Source organism: Mesorhizobium sp. B2-4-17 (assembly GCF_006441275.1).
In the GTDB taxonomy this organism is placed as follows: domain Bacteria; phylum Pseudomonadota; class Alphaproteobacteria; order Rhizobiales; family Rhizobiaceae; genus Mesorhizobium.
The window spans coordinates 14,539-28,340 of sequence record NZ_VFUX01000047.1; the positions used below are offsets into that span (position 1 = coordinate 14,539).

The 13,802-nt window shown below is 64.3% G+C and carries 15 protein-coding genes; 8 read left to right on the plus strand and 7 right to left on the minus strand.

The features are described 5' to 3' along the window. Positions 1-70 precede the first annotated feature (70 nt). On the plus strand, positions 71-811 hold the full coding sequence (locus tag FJ548_RS27490) for a tellurite resistance TerB family protein (protein WP_140607253.1): 741 nt from the start codon (positions 71-73) through the stop codon (positions 809-811). A gap of 322 nt (positions 812-1,133) precedes the next feature. Next, positions 1,134-1,889, plus strand: a complete 756-nt coding sequence (locus tag FJ548_RS27495; RefSeq protein ID WP_140690428.1) for an SDR family oxidoreductase — start codon at positions 1,134-1,136, stop codon at positions 1,887-1,889. A 33-nt stretch (positions 1,890-1,922) separates the two neighbouring features. Here the strand turns inward: FJ548_RS27495 and FJ548_RS27500 are convergent, their stop codons facing one another. After that, entirely contained in the window at positions 1,923-2,297 is a 375-nt protein-coding gene (locus FJ548_RS27500; RefSeq protein WP_140779540.1) for a YciI family protein, read from the minus strand. A gap of 152 nt (positions 2,298-2,449) precedes the next feature. Next, positions 2,450-3,634, minus strand: coding sequence for a pyridoxal phosphate-dependent aminotransferase (locus FJ548_RS27505; protein ID WP_140607250.1), 1,185 nt, complete (start codon positions 3,632-3,634; stop codon positions 2,450-2,452). Between the two features lie 83 nt (positions 3,635-3,717). On the opposite strand from FJ548_RS27505, the gene FJ548_RS27510 reads away from it, so the two are divergent. The 4 genes from FJ548_RS27510 (at position 3,718) to denD (ending at position 6,733) form a co-directional block, all read left to right on the plus strand. Continuing rightward, positions 3,718-4,404 (plus strand): GNAT family protein, encoded by a 687-nt coding sequence (locus FJ548_RS27510; protein WP_140607249.1) that lies wholly within the window; start codon positions 3,718-3,720, stop codon positions 4,402-4,404. A gap of 75 nt (positions 4,405-4,479) precedes the next feature. Next, positions 4,480-5,448, plus strand: coding sequence for a cation diffusion facilitator family transporter (locus FJ548_RS27515; RefSeq protein ID WP_140779541.1), 969 nt, complete (start codon positions 4,480-4,482; stop codon positions 5,446-5,448). Between the two features lie 85 nt (positions 5,449-5,533). Next, entirely contained in the window at positions 5,534-5,743 is a 210-nt protein-coding gene (locus FJ548_RS27520) for a hypothetical protein (protein WP_140607247.1), read from the plus strand. 12 nt (positions 5,744-5,755) lie between these two features. Next, positions 5,756-6,733, plus strand: coding sequence for a D-erythronate dehydrogenase (denD, locus tag FJ548_RS27525; RefSeq protein ID WP_140607246.1), 978 nt, complete (start codon positions 5,756-5,758; stop codon positions 6,731-6,733). A 43-nt stretch (positions 6,734-6,776) separates the two neighbouring features. Here the strand turns inward: denD and FJ548_RS27530 are convergent, their stop codons facing one another. The 4 genes from FJ548_RS27530 to FJ548_RS27545 all read right to left on the minus strand — a co-directional run bounded on the left by FJ548_RS27530 (position 6,777) and on the right by FJ548_RS27545 (position 10,904). Beyond that, on the minus strand, positions 6,777-7,949 hold the full coding sequence (locus FJ548_RS27530; protein WP_140607245.1) for a nickel/cobalt transporter: 1,173 nt from the start codon (positions 7,947-7,949) through the stop codon (positions 6,777-6,779). Continuing rightward, entirely contained in the window at positions 7,946-8,614 is a 669-nt protein-coding gene (locus FJ548_RS27535; RefSeq protein WP_140607244.1) for a DUF1007 family protein, read from the minus strand. Before FJ548_RS27535 ends, FJ548_RS27530 begins: the two co-directional genes overlap by 4 nt. Positions 8,615-8,702: 88 nt before the next feature. Next, complete coding sequence (locus FJ548_RS27540) at positions 8,703-9,602, minus strand: LysR family transcriptional regulator (protein ID WP_140690414.1); 900 nt, start codon at positions 9,600-9,602, stop codon at positions 8,703-8,705. Between the two features lie 105 nt (positions 9,603-9,707). Continuing rightward, entirely contained in the window at positions 9,708-10,904 is a 1,197-nt protein-coding gene (locus FJ548_RS27545; RefSeq protein WP_140759491.1) for an amidase, read from the minus strand. Between the two features lie 540 nt (positions 10,905-11,444). On the opposite strand from FJ548_RS27545, the gene odc2 reads away from it, so the two are divergent. Continuing rightward, positions 11,445-12,578 (plus strand): ornithine/lysine decarboxylase, encoded by a 1,134-nt coding sequence (odc2, locus tag FJ548_RS27550; RefSeq protein ID WP_140607241.1) that lies wholly within the window; start codon positions 11,445-11,447, stop codon positions 12,576-12,578. A gap of 160 nt (positions 12,579-12,738) precedes the next feature. Next, positions 12,739-13,407 carry an N-acetyltransferase gene (locus FJ548_RS27555; RefSeq protein ID WP_226890405.1) on the plus strand — a complete coding sequence of 223 codons (669 nt, stop codon included), beginning with the start codon at positions 12,739-12,741 and terminating at the stop codon, positions 13,405-13,407. A gap of 81 nt (positions 13,408-13,488) precedes the next feature. Here the strand turns inward: FJ548_RS27555 and FJ548_RS27560 are convergent, their stop codons facing one another. Further along, positions 13,489-13,773, minus strand: a complete 285-nt coding sequence (locus tag FJ548_RS27560) for an SCP2 sterol-binding domain-containing protein (RefSeq protein ID WP_140690409.1) — start codon at positions 13,771-13,773, stop codon at positions 13,489-13,491. Between the last annotated feature and the right edge of the window lie 29 nt (positions 13,774-13,802).

Sequence of the window (13,802 nt, forward strand, 5' to 3'; positions counted from 1 at the left end):
AAGCTTCGGGACCTACGTCTTCGGGGTTCGAAACCTGCCCGTTCGGCCGGGCCCATGCTGGAGGCATTGAATGTTCGATCCCAAGAAGCTTCTCGACGATCTGCTCGGCTCGCAAATTCCCGGCACCAGCGGCACTGTCCGCGACAAGGCCGGGCAGGCGGTGCAGATGGCCAAGGACAACCCGCTGGCCGCAGGCGCGCTGGCGGCGGTGCTGCTTGGAACGGGTGCCGGCCGCGAAGTGACGGGTGCAGCCGTGAAGCTCGGCGGGCTCGCCGCGATCGGCGGCCTCGCCTACAAGGCCTACCAGAACTACAAGGCCGGCAACGCGCCGGAGCAAGCGCCAGCCGCCGGCGAACCGGAATTGCTGCCGCCGCCCAAGGACACGGCCTTCCATCCGTCGCAGGCGCCGCAAGGCGAGGATGAATTCACGCTGACGCTGGTGCGGGCGATGATCTCGGCCGCCAAGGCTGATGGCCATGTCGACGACGACGAGCGCAAGAAGATCGCCGGCAAGCTCAGCCTTGCAGGGATTGGCGCCGAGGCCGAGAGATTCCTGATGGCCGAACTGGAGAAGCCGCTCGATCTCGACACGCTGGTGGCCGGCGCCCACACCGACGCACAGAAGCTCGAACTCTACACTGCCTCGCGCCTCACCATCGATCCCGACACGCGCGCCGAGCGCGGCTATCTCGACCTGCTCGCCGGACGGCTGGGCCTGCCGGACGCGCTGGTCGACCATGTCGAGGCGACGGTTTCAGCGGCCAAGGTGCCGGCGGCCAAGGCGGGCACCTCGCCCAATCCGCGCTGGTAGGCCAAAACGGCACAGGCCACGTTTCCAGCGTTAACCTTTCATTAACTCAGGAAGCGCATCATTCTACACAGTCGGATCGGCTTTTCCTCCTCCCAAGCCCGATTCAGATCAGGGCGGTCGCCAATGACCGCCCTTTTTGTCGGCGGGTAGCTGCGCCGAAAACTGGCCCCGATCATCCCCCGAAGTCCGTTCCCAAACAGCAAAACCGGCACCTTTTTGGGTGCTTCAGGGAACGCGCCGCACGCTTGGCTATTGTCTTACGCATGCCATTGTCCCAAAACCGCTACGCGCTTTTTGGTCGACGTACATTCGGAGGACAGCCATGACCGAGCAGAAAACCGCCATCGTCACTGGCGCCGGCACGGGCATCGGCAAAAGCGTCGCTACGGCGCTGCTCAAGGCGGGCTGGAACACGGTGTTCTGCGGTCGGCGCAAATCGGTGCTGGACGCGGCGGTCGCCGAGGCCGGGCCGACGGAGGCCAAGGCGCTGGCGGTTGCATGCGACATCAGCAAGGCCGGCGAAGTCGATGACCTCTTCGAGACGGTGGCGGAGGCTTTTGGCCGCGTCGACCTGCTCTTCAACAATGCCGGTATGGGCTACAAGTCGACGCCGATCGACGAGATCCCGGTCGCGGTGTGGGACGAGATCGTCGGGGTCAACCTCACAGGTTCGTTCCTGTGCGCGCGCGCCGCCTTCGGCGCCATGCGCAAGCAGCGGCCGATGGGCGGCCGCATCATCAACAACGGCTCGGTGTCGGCCTATGCGCCGCGCCCGGGCTCGGCGCCCTATACGGCCACCAAGCATGCGATCACCGGGCTGACCAAGACGCTGGCGCTCGACGGCCGCCCCTATGATATCGCCTGTGGCCAGATCGACATCGGCAATGCGCTGACCGATATGGCGCAGCCGATGACCGTCGGCGTGCCGCAGGCCAACGGCTCCATCGCCGCCGAAGCGGTGATGGATGTCCAGCATGTCGCGAATGCCGTCCTCCACATGGCCAGCCTGCCGCTTGACGCCAATGTGCTGTTCATGACCGTGATGGCGACCAAGATGCCGTTTGTCGGGCGCGGCTGAGCGGCGGATGCCGGCGGGACTTTCGCAGCCCGCTCATTTGCCCGCCAGCGGCACGCCGGGCTTGAAGAGCAAAATGGGCCTGATCTCGTAAACGGCTGTAGGATTGACGCGGCGAAGGTCGCGGGCGATCGCGATGGCGTCGTCTCTCGTGGTGCAGTCGACGACATAGAGGCCAAGCAACTGTTCCTTGGTCTCGGCGAAAGGGCCGTCGAGGATCACGCCGTCGCCCGGGCCGCGCAGCGTGCACGCATCCTGTGTTGCCCCCAGACGCGCGGAGGGTCCAAGCGCGCCTTCCTCGTGAAGCCGGGTGTTTATCTTCAGCAACTCGGCCATCAGCGCCGCATCTTCCTGCTGCGTCAGCGCCTTGATCGCATCTTCGACGTGATAGGCAAGGATTGCGTAGAACATCCGGGGTCCCTCATCTTTTCTGATCCGCGGAAGTCGTAGCCGTTTTCGGCATGCCCGCCCAGCCTTGGCCAAGCGCCTCCGGACGGCTCATGACGCCGCCGTGGCGGCCGGCCGTAACCTATCTCGACGAGGAGACCGGCCCGCCTTGAGCCTCACTTCGCCAGGAACGCTCCGATCCTGTCCAGCGCGCGCAAAATGTTCTCCTCGGAGTTGGCGTAGGAGAGCCTGACATAGCCTTCGCCGAGAATGCCGAAATCGGGACCGCCGATCAGCGCCACGCCGGCATCGTCAAGCAAGGCGGAGGCGAGCTTCTTTGCCTTCCAGCCGGTCTTCGACACGTTGGGGAAGGCATAGAACGCGCCCTTCGGCGTGATGCAGGAGATGTTGGGCAAGGCGTTCAACCCTTCGACGACGACCTTCCGGCGCCGGTCGAAAGCACGCATCATCTTGTCGACGTCGTCCTGCGGGCCGTCGATGGCCGCGATGCCGGCGAACTGGCTCGGCGCGTTGACGCAGGACCAGCAATTGACCGCCAGCTTGCGCACCTTGTCATAGAGATGGGCACCCTTGTCGCCGTTGGGCCAGATCGACCAGCCCATGCGCCAGCCGGTCATCGCCCAGGTCTTGGACCAGCCGTTGAGCACGATCAGGCGGTCGCGGATCTCGGGGTAGCGGAGCAGCGAACAATGCGTCTCGCCGTCATAGGTCATCACGTCGTAGATCTCGTCGGAGAGGACGGCGACGTCGGGGTGCTTTTCCAGCCCCTTGACCAACTTTTCGATCTCGGCGCGCGGCGTCACGCCGCCGGTCGGGTTGGCCGGTGAGTTGAGGATCAGCAGCCTCGTCCTGGGGGTGATGAGCGCCAGCGTCTCCTCGGCCGAAAAGGCGAAGCCGTTCTCCTCCCGCATAGGCACCGGGATTGGTGCCGCACCAGTGAACTCGATCATCGAGCGGTAGATGGGAAAGCCGGGGTCCGGATAGAGGATCTCGGCGCCGGGTTCGCCGAACATCAGGATGGCGGCGAACATGGTCGGCTTGCCGCCGGGCAGGATCATCACGGCTTCGGGCGAGACCTCGACGCCGGTGGTGGTCAGCGTGCGCCGCACCACCGCTTCGCGCGTTGCCAGAAGCCCGTTGGCCGGCGTGTAGCCGTGATGGCCGTCACGCAGCGCCTTGATCGCGGCTTCGACGATGTGCTGCGGCGTCTTGAAGTCGGGCTGGCCGATACCGAGGTTGACGATGTCGCGGCCCTGGCTCGCCAGCGCCGTCGCGCGCGCCAGCACGGCAAAGGCGTTTTCCTCGCCGAGACGATCGAAGGCCGAAATCGTGTGGAGCATTTTTCCCGTCCGTGTGGTTCTTACCATGACGTTGCGTTTTTGTGAGCCTCATCGGGCAAAAGTCAAACGGATTGGAGTTTTCGGTGTCGGAAAATCTCAAGGATTGGCAACCGCGTCCGCGCCCGGAGCGCAAGGTTCTGGAGGGCCGCACTGTCAGGCTCGAACCGCTGAGTGCCGCAAAGCATGGTGATGGCCTCTATGAGGCGTCCTCGGTTTCCGACGTCGATGGCCGCTTCGCCTGGCTGCCGGACTATCCGCCGGAAACCCGTGCCGCCTTCCAGCCTTGGCTGGACAAGGTCGAAGCCAGTGAGGATCCGCTGTTCTTCACCGTCATCGACAAGGCCAGCGGCAAGGTCGCAGGTCGCCAGACGTTGTTGCGCATCGATCCGACCAACGGCGTCATCGAGATCGGCCACATTTATTGGGGGCCGATCATCTCGCGCAAGCCGGCAGCGACGGAAGCGCAGTTCCTGTTCATGAAATATGTCTTCGACGAGCTCGGCTACCGGCGCTACGAATGGAAGTGCAACAACCGCAACGAGCCGTCGAAGCGGGCCGCTGAACGGTTCGGCTTCAAGTTCGAGGGGATTTTCCGCCAGCATCTCATCGTCAAGGGTGAAAACCGCGATACCGCGTGGTATTCGATCATCGACAAGGAGTGGCCGGCCCTTCGCAAAGCCTATGAGGCGTGGCTCGATCCGGCCAATTTCGACGGCGCCGGCCAGCAGAAACGACGGCTCGAGGATTTTCGCGCGGAGTTCGGGGCTTAGGGCACGTCCAGGAAAAGTGCGTGGCGGTTTTCCGTCCGGAATTGCGTGGTAACAAAGCGCTTCAGGAGTCTGCCATTGGCGCATGCCCATTCCCACGACCATAGCGGGCATGATCACGGGGCCGGCCATGTGCATGGCTCGACCGACAAGAAGCGCGTCCTGATCGCGGCCTGCCTGACGGCGGGCTTCATGGTGGCGGAAGCGTTTGGCGGTCTTTTCACCGGGTCGCTGGCGCTGCTGGCGGACGCCGGCCACATGCTTGCCGACGCCATCGCGCTCGGCCTTGCCTGGTATGCGTTTCATCTCGCGGACCGGCCGGGGACGGGCCGTCTCACCTACGGCTTTAGCCGGGTGAAGACGCTGGTCGCCTATACCAACGGCATCGCCATCTTCGTTATCGCGCTCTGGATCGTCTATGAGGCGTGGGAGCGCCTGCAGAGGCCGCCGCCGGTGCTGGGCGGACCGATGCTGGTCGTGGCGGTGCTCGGTCTGCTGGTCAATATAGGCTCCTTCCTGGCGCTGCATGGCGGCGATCGCGAGAGCCTCAACATGCGCGGCGCCATATTGCATGTGCTTGGCGACCTGCTGGGCTCGGCTGCGGCGATCGTGGCGGCGGTTGTCATCCTTGCGACCGGCTGGACGCCGATCGACCCGATCCTGTCGGTGCTCGTCGCGTTGCTGATCCTGTCGACGGCATGGTCGCTGATGCGTGCCGCGGCCCATGTGCTGCTCGAAGGCGTGCCGGAGAGCCTTGACCGGGATCTCATCGCCAGGGACCTCGAAAAGACCATCCAGGGCGTGCGTGAAGTGCACCATATGCATATCTGGTCGCTCGACGGCGCCAGCAACATGGCGACGCTGCATGCCTGCCTGGACCAAGGCGTCGACGCGCACCAGGCGGTCAGCGCCATCAAGAAGCGGCTTGCCAGCGAGCACGCCATCAGCCATGCCACCGTGGAACCGGAGTTCGGCCAATGCGCCGACGCCGGCGACGGTCATGAGTATGACCACGATGCGGCCGCGCATCACGGCCACCACCACTAGGCCCGGTCAATGACCGGCCCTGCCTCAGGAGTTTCACTGCCTTGGAAGCCAGCTTGACCAACGCCCGCCGTCCTGGTCCAGCCTAATGGACCGAGATACCAGGAATTCGGCCATCGCTGCGCTGTTGATCATACTTCTGTTCGGCACGGCGGCCTTTTATCTGCCGACCGTGATGCTGGCACTCGGCAGCCTTTCGACAGTGCTCGCGGGCATTTTCGGCGTCGTCTTCGTGCTGGCGTTTTTTACGGTTTTCTGGCTGCGGGCCCGCAGCCAGCGCAAGAACCAGGACAAATAAGGGAAGTTTGACATGCGCATTCTGATCACCGGCGCCGCGGGCATGGTCGGCCGCAAACTCATCGCCCGGCTGGCCAAGGACGGCACGCTGCGCGGCAAGAAGATCACCGCACTCGAACTGCACGACATCGTGCCGCCGCAGGCGCCGACCCTCGACGGTGTCAGCATCCATACCCATACCGGCGATCTCGCCGAGGCGGGCGCCGCCGAAAGCCTGGTCGCGTCGCGTCCCGACGTCATTTTCCACCTCGCCGGCATCGTGTCCGGCGAGGCGGAAGCCAATTTCGATCTCGGCTACCGCGTCAATCTCGACGGGACGCGGGCGCTGTTCGATGCCATCCGGTTGGGGGGCTTTGCGCCGCGCATCGTCTTCACCTCATCGATCGCCGTGTTCGGCGCGCCGTTCCCGGATGTCATCCCCGATGACTTCCACCCGACGCCGCTGACCTCCTACGGCACGCAGAAACAGATGAGCGAGGCGCTGCTGGCCGACTATACCAGGCGCGGTTTCTTCGACGGCATCGGCATCCGGCTGCCGACGATCTGCGTGCGGCCAGGCAAGCCCAACAAGGCGGCCTCCAGCTTCTTCTCCGGCATCATCCGCGAGCCGCTGAGCGGCCACGAGGCGATCCTGCCGGTGCCGCGCTCGGTCGTGCACACCCATGCCAGCCCGCGCTCGGCCGTGAACTTCCTGATCCATGCGGCTGAAATCGATGGTGCGGCTGTCGGGCCGCGCCGTAACCTGACGATGCCGGGCGTCGCCGTCACCGTCGGCGAGCAGATCGAGGCGCTGGAACGCATTGCCGGCGCGAAGGCAGTGAAGTTGATCCGCGAGGAGCCAGATGAGACGATCTGGGCGATCGTCAAGGGCTGGCCGACGCGGTTCGAGGCGCGGCGGTCACGAGAACTCGGTTTTGTGGCCGAGAAGAGTTTCGACGAGATCATCCGCGCCCATATCGAGGATGAACTCGGCGGCAAGATTCCCGGTTAACCGTCTGCGGGCCCCCATCACGTTCGATCGGGATGGGACAGGCCTAGACGCTGCCCGTCAGGCTCGCTGAAAGCAACAACAGTCCGAACAGGAAGACGAAGGCGGCGCCGCCGATCTCGACGACCGAATGGATGCGGTTGCCCATGCGGCCGTCGCCGGCGAAATAGACCGCCCAGTTCTTGGCGGTCACCGCGACCGTCGCCAGCGCGGACACAGTGATCGCGGTTCCGATCGACATCGCCAGCACTGACAGCAGCCCACCGAGCCAGAGCCCGTTGAGCAGTGCGAAGCTCAGCACGATCAGCGCGCCGGAGCAGGGGCGGATGCCAACCGCCGCCACCGCCGTCCAGGCCGTGCGCCAGTCGAAGCGGTCGCCCGACAGCAGCGCCGGATCGGGCGCATGCGAGTGGCCGCAGGTTTCGCAGACTTCGCCGGCCGCATGGCCATGATGCGCATGATCGCGCGCGCCATGGTCATGGTGGTGGTCATGCGCGCCGTGATGGTCGTGCGAATGGCCATGTGCATGGTCGTGGTCTTCATGAACGTGCAGCGCATGCGAATGAGCATGCGCCGAATGAGCAGCATGCGAATGGCTGGCGTGGGAATGCCCGGCATGAGCCGCCGACAAGCTGTAAGCGGGCGCCCCGCCGAACAGGCGCGTGATGGAAGGACCGAGCTTGCGCCACAGCAGCCAGGCGCCGAACAGCGTGACAAAGACAAAGCTCATGATCTCCATGAACCAGGCCGCGTCGGTCATCGAGACGGCCGTGCCGCGCAGCACGAAATAAGCGAGCGCCATCACCGCTACCGCGGTCAGACCCTGCAGCAGGGCCGAGACGAAGGACAACAGGATGCCGCGCCGCAGCGCCACTTCATTGGCCACCATGTAGGACGAGATCACCGCCTTGCCGTGGCCGGGGCCGGCGGCGTGGAAGATGCCGTAGGCGAAGGACAGGCCGACGAGTATCCAGATCTTGCTGCCGTCCTGGCGCATCGCCTTCATGGCCGTCGCCAGCGCACGATAGAATTCCTGTTGCCTCAGATTGATCCACATCAGGACGTGGGCGAACGGACCAGTGCTGGGCGCCATGCCGTCATTGACGCCGATGCCCAGCGAACTCTGGGCGTGCGCGGCGTTGGCGAAATGCATCGTGACAAAGGTGAGGGCCAACAGGCCGAATGCCAAACGCAGGGACGGTTTCGTCACCGGGTTCATCCTTCTGGCTGACAGTTCAGTTCGAGCTTGGTGGCAAAGATCTTGCTCATGTTGGTGCCTGTGGGGTCGTTGAAGAAGGCATCCGTCAGGGTTTTCTGGTTTTCCTTGATGGCTTCGTCCGGATCCGGCCGGATGACCTTGCTGGCGCAGTTCGGCGGCAGGCCTTCGACCGTGATGTTGGAATCCTCGGTGAAATCGATCGCCGTATAGAAGGTCGGATCGTAGACGCCGATGTCGACCTTGCCGGTCAGCTTGATCGGCACCTTGGGTTCGGACTCGAACAGGATGATCAATTGGTCGTTGTCGAAATTGGCCATCAGATGTGGAGGCGGCACCATCGTCACGTCCTTGCCGTTCTGCGTGACGAGTTGGAAATAATTGAATTCGGCCAGAGAGGCATGAACGGTGTCGGCGACCTCCTTCAGCTCCTTGTCATCAAGCTTCAGGTCGGAGTTCTTGTCGAACTCCATCATCACCGTACTCGAAAACAGGTCGTCGAAGCGCCAGAGATGGCGTAGCGCTTTCACGCTTTGGTGATCCGGAGACAGGATCACGTCGAGCCGCGCCTCGGCGAAAACATGCGGATGCACATAAGCCGGCCCCGTGGCGGCAAGAGTCGCCGCCAAGCCCGAAGCCAACATGATTGCGTGCCGTTTCAGGTGCATTCCCGGTCGCGATTCCCTTGGCTTCGGAGAAAGCCCGACAGTTACCACAAAGGGGGCGAAATTGGGACCGCGAGACGATTGAAACGGATCAAGCAATCTCACGCGTCCTGAACCACTGCACCAGGAAGTCGACGAAAACGCGGACCTTGGCCGGCAAATAGCGGCGGTGCGGGTAGACGGCGAAGATGCCGCCGCCGGACAGGATGCGGTCGTCAAGCACCGTCACCAACTGGCCGCTCTTGAGATCGGGCGCGGCGATGAAATCCGGCAGGATGCAAAACCCGAGCCCCGACATGGCGGCGGCGCGCGCCGCCATCGGGCTGTTGACCTCGATAGGGCCGGACACGGCGACGCTCAACTGATCGTTGTTGTCGCCCTTGAACGCCCAGTTGTTCAATCCGCGGCCATTGGTGTCGACGATGCAAGGCATGTGGCCGAGATCCTGCGGCCGTGTCGGCATGCCATGCTTGGCGATCAGCTCCGGCGACGCGCAGAGCTTTACGGAGAATGGCGCCAGCCGTCTGGCGATCAGCGACGAGTTCTCCAGACGCGATATGCGCACCGCGAGATCGAAGCCTTCCTCGACCAGGTCGACGAAGCGGTCGTCGAGTTGGATGTCGAGCACGATGTCGGGGTGCTGCTTGGCGAAATCGATCAGCGACTGGCCGACCGGCGCGTCGGCGAAGGTGCGCGGCGCCGACAGCTTGATCCGGCCGCGCACATCGCCGGAGGATTCGCGCACCGCGTCGGCCAGGCTATCGACTTCGCGCACGATCTCCGAGGCGCGCCGGTAATAGGTATGACCGGCCTCGGTCATCGAAAACTGGCGCGTGGTGCGGTTCAAGAGCAGCGCGCCGAGCTCGTCCTCCAGCTCGCGTACATATTTCGACAACAGCGCCTTGGAGCGGCCGATCTTGCGCGCCGCCGCCGAAAAGCCCTCGGCCTCGACCACATCGATGAAGGCACGCATGCGGGTCAGTGTGTCCATGGATCAGGCCTTTCGTGCGGCGTCCAAAGCGCGTCGCGTCGAAGCGGATTCATGCGACGCGCTTTGAGTTTTTGTTTGATGCATGTCGTCATCGCAAAACCGAGGTCACTTTTGCGCGACATGCATTAGAAGTTTTCGGCCGAGCCGTATCAGGGCAATGTCGCTGCCGGAAGGGCCCAGCAGCGACAGGCCGAACGGAGCGCCGGCGACCGAGCCGATGGGCAGGGTGATCTGTGGAAAGCCCGACAGGCCGGCAAGGCACAGAAGATGCAGCGCCCGCTCGCGATAGGCCTGGAACTGCTCGGGTGTGCTGTCCACATAGGGCGCCGGCCCCGGCACCGTCGGCAGGATGAGGAATCCGTCCTCGCCGAGCAGGGCGCCGAGTTCGCCGCGGAAGGTCAGCCGGCGCACCCTCTCGGCCTGTGCCGTGCGGTCATCGACGGCACGGCCAAAGCCGAATCGCTCCTCGACGCCGGGGCCGAGGTCGCGCTCGCCGCTGGTGATCCATTCGCCATGCACCGCCCAGGCCTCCCTGGCCTGCAGCCGGCGAAAGCACCAGTAGAGTTCATCCGGGGAAGAGCTGAAGCGCGTCGTCGGCGTCGCCGGCGCGCCGAAGACCGCGCTCGCCAGCGCCGTCATCCCGGCATATTCGTCGAGCGCCGGCCGGGCGACCATCTCGTCCAGCCAGGCGAGCGTCAGCGGACGGTCCAGCGTGTGCTGGTGCGGGTCGCGGCTGAGCAGAAGCTTGCCGACGGCTTCGTAGGTATCGATGTCATTCGCGAACCAGCCGAATGTGTCGAAGCTCGGCGCCAGCTTCATGGTGCCGTCGAGAGAGATGCGGCCATGTGTGGTGCGCAGCCCGATCAGCCCGCAAAAACTCGCCGGCGCGCGGATCGAGCCGCCGGTGTCGGAGCCGGTGGCGATATCGGCCAGCCCACCCGCGACCGCCGCCGCCGACCCCGACGACGAGCCGCCGGTGACGCGGTCGGGCGCGGCAGGGTTTACCGGAAACGGGAAATGCGCGTTCTGGCCGAACAGCGCGAAGGCAAGCTCGTCGGTCTGGGTCTTGCCGACAAAGCGCGCGCCGGCATCAAGAATCATCTGGATGGCGGGGGCGGTGCGCGAGGCGGCAGGGCTTTCAGCGAATTTCCGCAAATTTCCGCAGCCGGTGCGGTAGCCGGCAACGTCGTAGATGTCCTTGACGGCCAGCCGCAGTCCGGCGAGCGGGCCGAGCTTGGCATGCGCCACCGGCACTTGGCGAAGATCGAGAAAGGCGTTGAGAGGGCCGTGCGTGCCTGTCATTGTTCGATATCCGGATACGTTTGCGCCAACATTGTTCGGTGCCGGAAATTTTACAACCTGAGATACGATTTTTATTGATTGTGACGGCCACCGGCCATATATCGCGCTTGCCCAAAGTCGCACGTGCCTGTGGGTGTCCGCCGATCCTCGAATGGTGAGGGCAATCGGTAAGGTAACTGGAGCTAACCCCTCCAGTCGGTTTAGCGGCCAACCGCCAGACCGAGGACACCTTGAAGCAACGACGGTGCGGGCCTTTCTGGTTCTCTGCCGGTTGTCCAAAGACCGGGGTTACTGAAGAGGCACACCTTCATTGCCGGCAGTGCGGAACGGGGTTCTCCCAATCCAAGCCAAGGCAGACAAAGCGAACCGAAGCCGGGCAAGGCTAGGTTCATCGCCGCGAGACGGCGTTTCATGGTTCCGGGGTCTCCACCGGCTGGTTCCATGGATTTTCCGTCCCGCCTTTGTTTGACCGCGTGTTCGCGAGGCCGACAGCCCGCGTCCGCACCCTTGCGCGCGCCGAAAGGCGTGATGGAGATACCGATGGCTACCCAGCGCATCCTCGACTTTCTCGCCACCCGACGTCCGACCGGCCCGTGCCTCGTCGTCGATCTCGATGTCGTGCGCGACAATTTCCGCGCCTTCGAGAAGGCGCTGCCCGATTCCAAGATCTACTATGCGGTGAAAGCAAACCCGGCGCCGGAGATCCTGCGCCTGCTTGCTGCGATGGGCTCGTCCTTCGACACCGCATCCGTTGCCGAAGTCGAGATGGCGATGGACGCCGGTGCGCCGGCCGACCGCATCTCCTTCGGCAACACCATCAAGAAGGAGCGTGACATCGCCCGCGCTTACCAGCTCGGCATCCGGCTGTTCGCGGTCGACTGCGTCGAGGAGGTCGAGAAGATCGCCCGCGCCGCTCCCGGCGCGCGCGTGTTCTGCCGCGTGCTGACCGATGGCGAGGGTGCCGAATGGCCGCTGTCGCGCAAGTTCGGCTGCGTGCCGGCCATGGCCGTCGACGTGCTGCGCCATGCCAAGGGCCTCGGCCTCGACGCCTATGGCGTGTCGTTCCATGTCGGCTCGCAGCAGACCGACCTGACCGCCTGGGACCGTGCGCTCGCCGACGCCAAGACGGTGTTTTCGACGCTGGCCGAGGAAGGCATCGTACTCAAGATGGTCAATATGGGCGGCGGTTTCCCGACCCGTTATCTGAAGGACGTGCCGGTGGCGCAAGCCTATGGCCAGGCGATCTTCTCGGCGCTGCGCAAGCATTTCGGCAATGCGCTGCCCGAGACCATCATCGAGCCGGGCCGCGGCATGGTCGGCAATGCCGGCGTCATCAAGTCGGAAGTCGTGCTGATCTCGAAGAAGGCCGACAACGACAATGTGCGCTGGGTGTTCCTCGACATCGGCAAGTTCGGCGGTCTGGCCGAGACGATGGACGAGGCGATCCGCTACCCGATCGTCACCGCGCATGACGGCGGCGAGACCGCGCCTTGCGTGCTCGCCGGCCCGACCTGCGATTCGGCCGATGTGATGTACGAGAAGACGCCGTACCCGCTGCCTCTGTCGCTGACCATCGGCGACGAGGTGCTGATCGAAGGCACCGGCGCTTACACGACCACCTATTCGGCGGTCGCTTTCAACGGCTTCGAGCCTCTCCGATCCTACGTGATCTGACGGTTCGAAAGAGCCGGTCAGATCATCCCAGGTGGGCGCCTGTCGCCCGCCCGGGTTCGCTTGTGGAACAGATCTCCGCTCGTGAAGGATTGCGGAAATGGACATTGCAAATTTCGTTGTTGAGGACGCCGCGCACGGAATCTCCCCCCTTGAGAGGGAGATGGCCACGAAGTGGCCAGAGGGGGTCGGTTCGACCGGATGCGACCTCCTGCGGCGTATGGATGTTGGCGCTTCACGCGCGACCCCCTCTGTCGCCTTTGGCGACATCTCCCCCTCAAGGGGGGAGAGTGCCCGCGCCATTGTCGTCATTGCCGAAACCGCTGGTGACGTCGCGGCCCGCGAGGCGCTGCTCGACGACGCCATGGGGCCGAAGCGCAAGACAAAGTCATCCGAAAAACTGCGGCGCGGCCGCCGGCCTTCCGAAGGCCTGGCTTTCGTTGCGCGCGATGCATCCGGCTCCGTCATGGGCACGGTGCGGCTGTGGGATGTGACGCTCGGCGAGGCCGGTCCGGCAGCACTTCTGCTTGGCCCGCTTGCCGTCGATCCGTCGCTCAAGAATGCCGGCATCGGCTCGGTGCTGATGCGCCATGCCATCGCCGAGGCGGCGCGGCTGGGCCACGCGGCGATCCTGCTGGTCGGCGATGCGCCTTACTACGGACGCTTCGGCTTTTCGGCCACCAAGACCGGCTCGCTTGCCATGCCGGGGCCGTACGAGCGGCACCGCTTGTTGGCGCTGGAGCTGGTGGAGGGCGCGCTTGACGGCGCGCGGGGTACGCTGAAGGCATCCGGCCGCAAGCTGAAGGCGCAGGCGCCGACTCTGGCGGCCTGAATCATCCACCCGAACCCGAACAAAAACGCCGCCCGATAAGGCGGCGTTTTTCGTGATCGGTGAAGCGATCGGCGGCTGTGCTCAGCCGATCAACTGGCTGAGCGCCATGGCGACCGTCATGTCGCCCTCGACCTTTATCTTGCCGGTCATGAACGCCATGGTCGGGTTCAGATCGCCTGATATCAGCGAATCGAGATCGTCGAGCGAGAGCTTGATGGTGCAGTCGGTGGAGGCGTCGGTGGTCGAAACAGTTGCGCCGTCGATGACGATGACGCCGTCGCTGCCGGTGTCGAACTTCACGGAACGATCGAACCCGCTGCTGGCCACGCGCGACTTGATCTTCTCGGCAATCTCCTGAACGCTCACGCTGTTCTCCTGTCTGGTTGCATCTGCTT

Coding starts and splice junctions, on each gene's coding strand:
- FJ548_RS27490 (WP_140607253.1), top strand. CDS start 71: ATGTTCGATCCCAAGAAGCTTCTCGACGATCTGCTCGGCTCGCAAATT.
- FJ548_RS27495 (WP_140690428.1), top strand. CDS start 1,134: ATGACCGAGCAGAAAACCGCCATCGTCACTGGCGCCGGCACGGGCATC.
- FJ548_RS27500 (WP_140779540.1), bottom strand. CDS start 2,297: ATGTTCTACGCAATCCTTGCCTATCACGTCGAAGATGCGATCAAGGCG.
- FJ548_RS27505 (WP_140607250.1), bottom strand. CDS start 3,634: ATGCTCCACACGATTTCGGCCTTCGATCGTCTCGGCGAGGAAAACGCC.
- FJ548_RS27520 (WP_140607247.1), top strand. CDS start 5,534: ATGGACCGAGATACCAGGAATTCGGCCATCGCTGCGCTGTTGATCATA.
- denD (WP_140607246.1), top strand. CDS start 5,756: ATGCGCATTCTGATCACCGGCGCCGCGGGCATGGTCGGCCGCAAACTC.
- FJ548_RS27530 (WP_140607245.1), bottom strand. CDS start 7,949: ATGAACCCGGTGACGAAACCGTCCCTGCGTTTGGCATTCGGCCTGTTG.
- FJ548_RS27535 (WP_140607244.1), bottom strand. CDS start 8,614: ATGCACCTGAAACGGCACGCAATCATGTTGGCTTCGGGCTTGGCGGCG.
- FJ548_RS27540 (WP_140690414.1), bottom strand. CDS start 9,602: ATGGACACACTGACCCGCATGCGTGCCTTCATCGATGTGGTCGAGGCC.
- FJ548_RS27545 (WP_140759491.1), bottom strand. CDS start 10,904: ATGACAGGCACGCACGGCCCTCTCAACGCCTTTCTCGATCTTCGCCAA.
- odc2 (WP_140607241.1), top strand. CDS start 11,445: ATGGCTACCCAGCGCATCCTCGACTTTCTCGCCACCCGACGTCCGACC.
- FJ548_RS27555 (WP_226890405.1), top strand. CDS start 12,739: ATGGCCACGAAGTGGCCAGAGGGGGTCGGTTCGACCGGATGCGACCTC.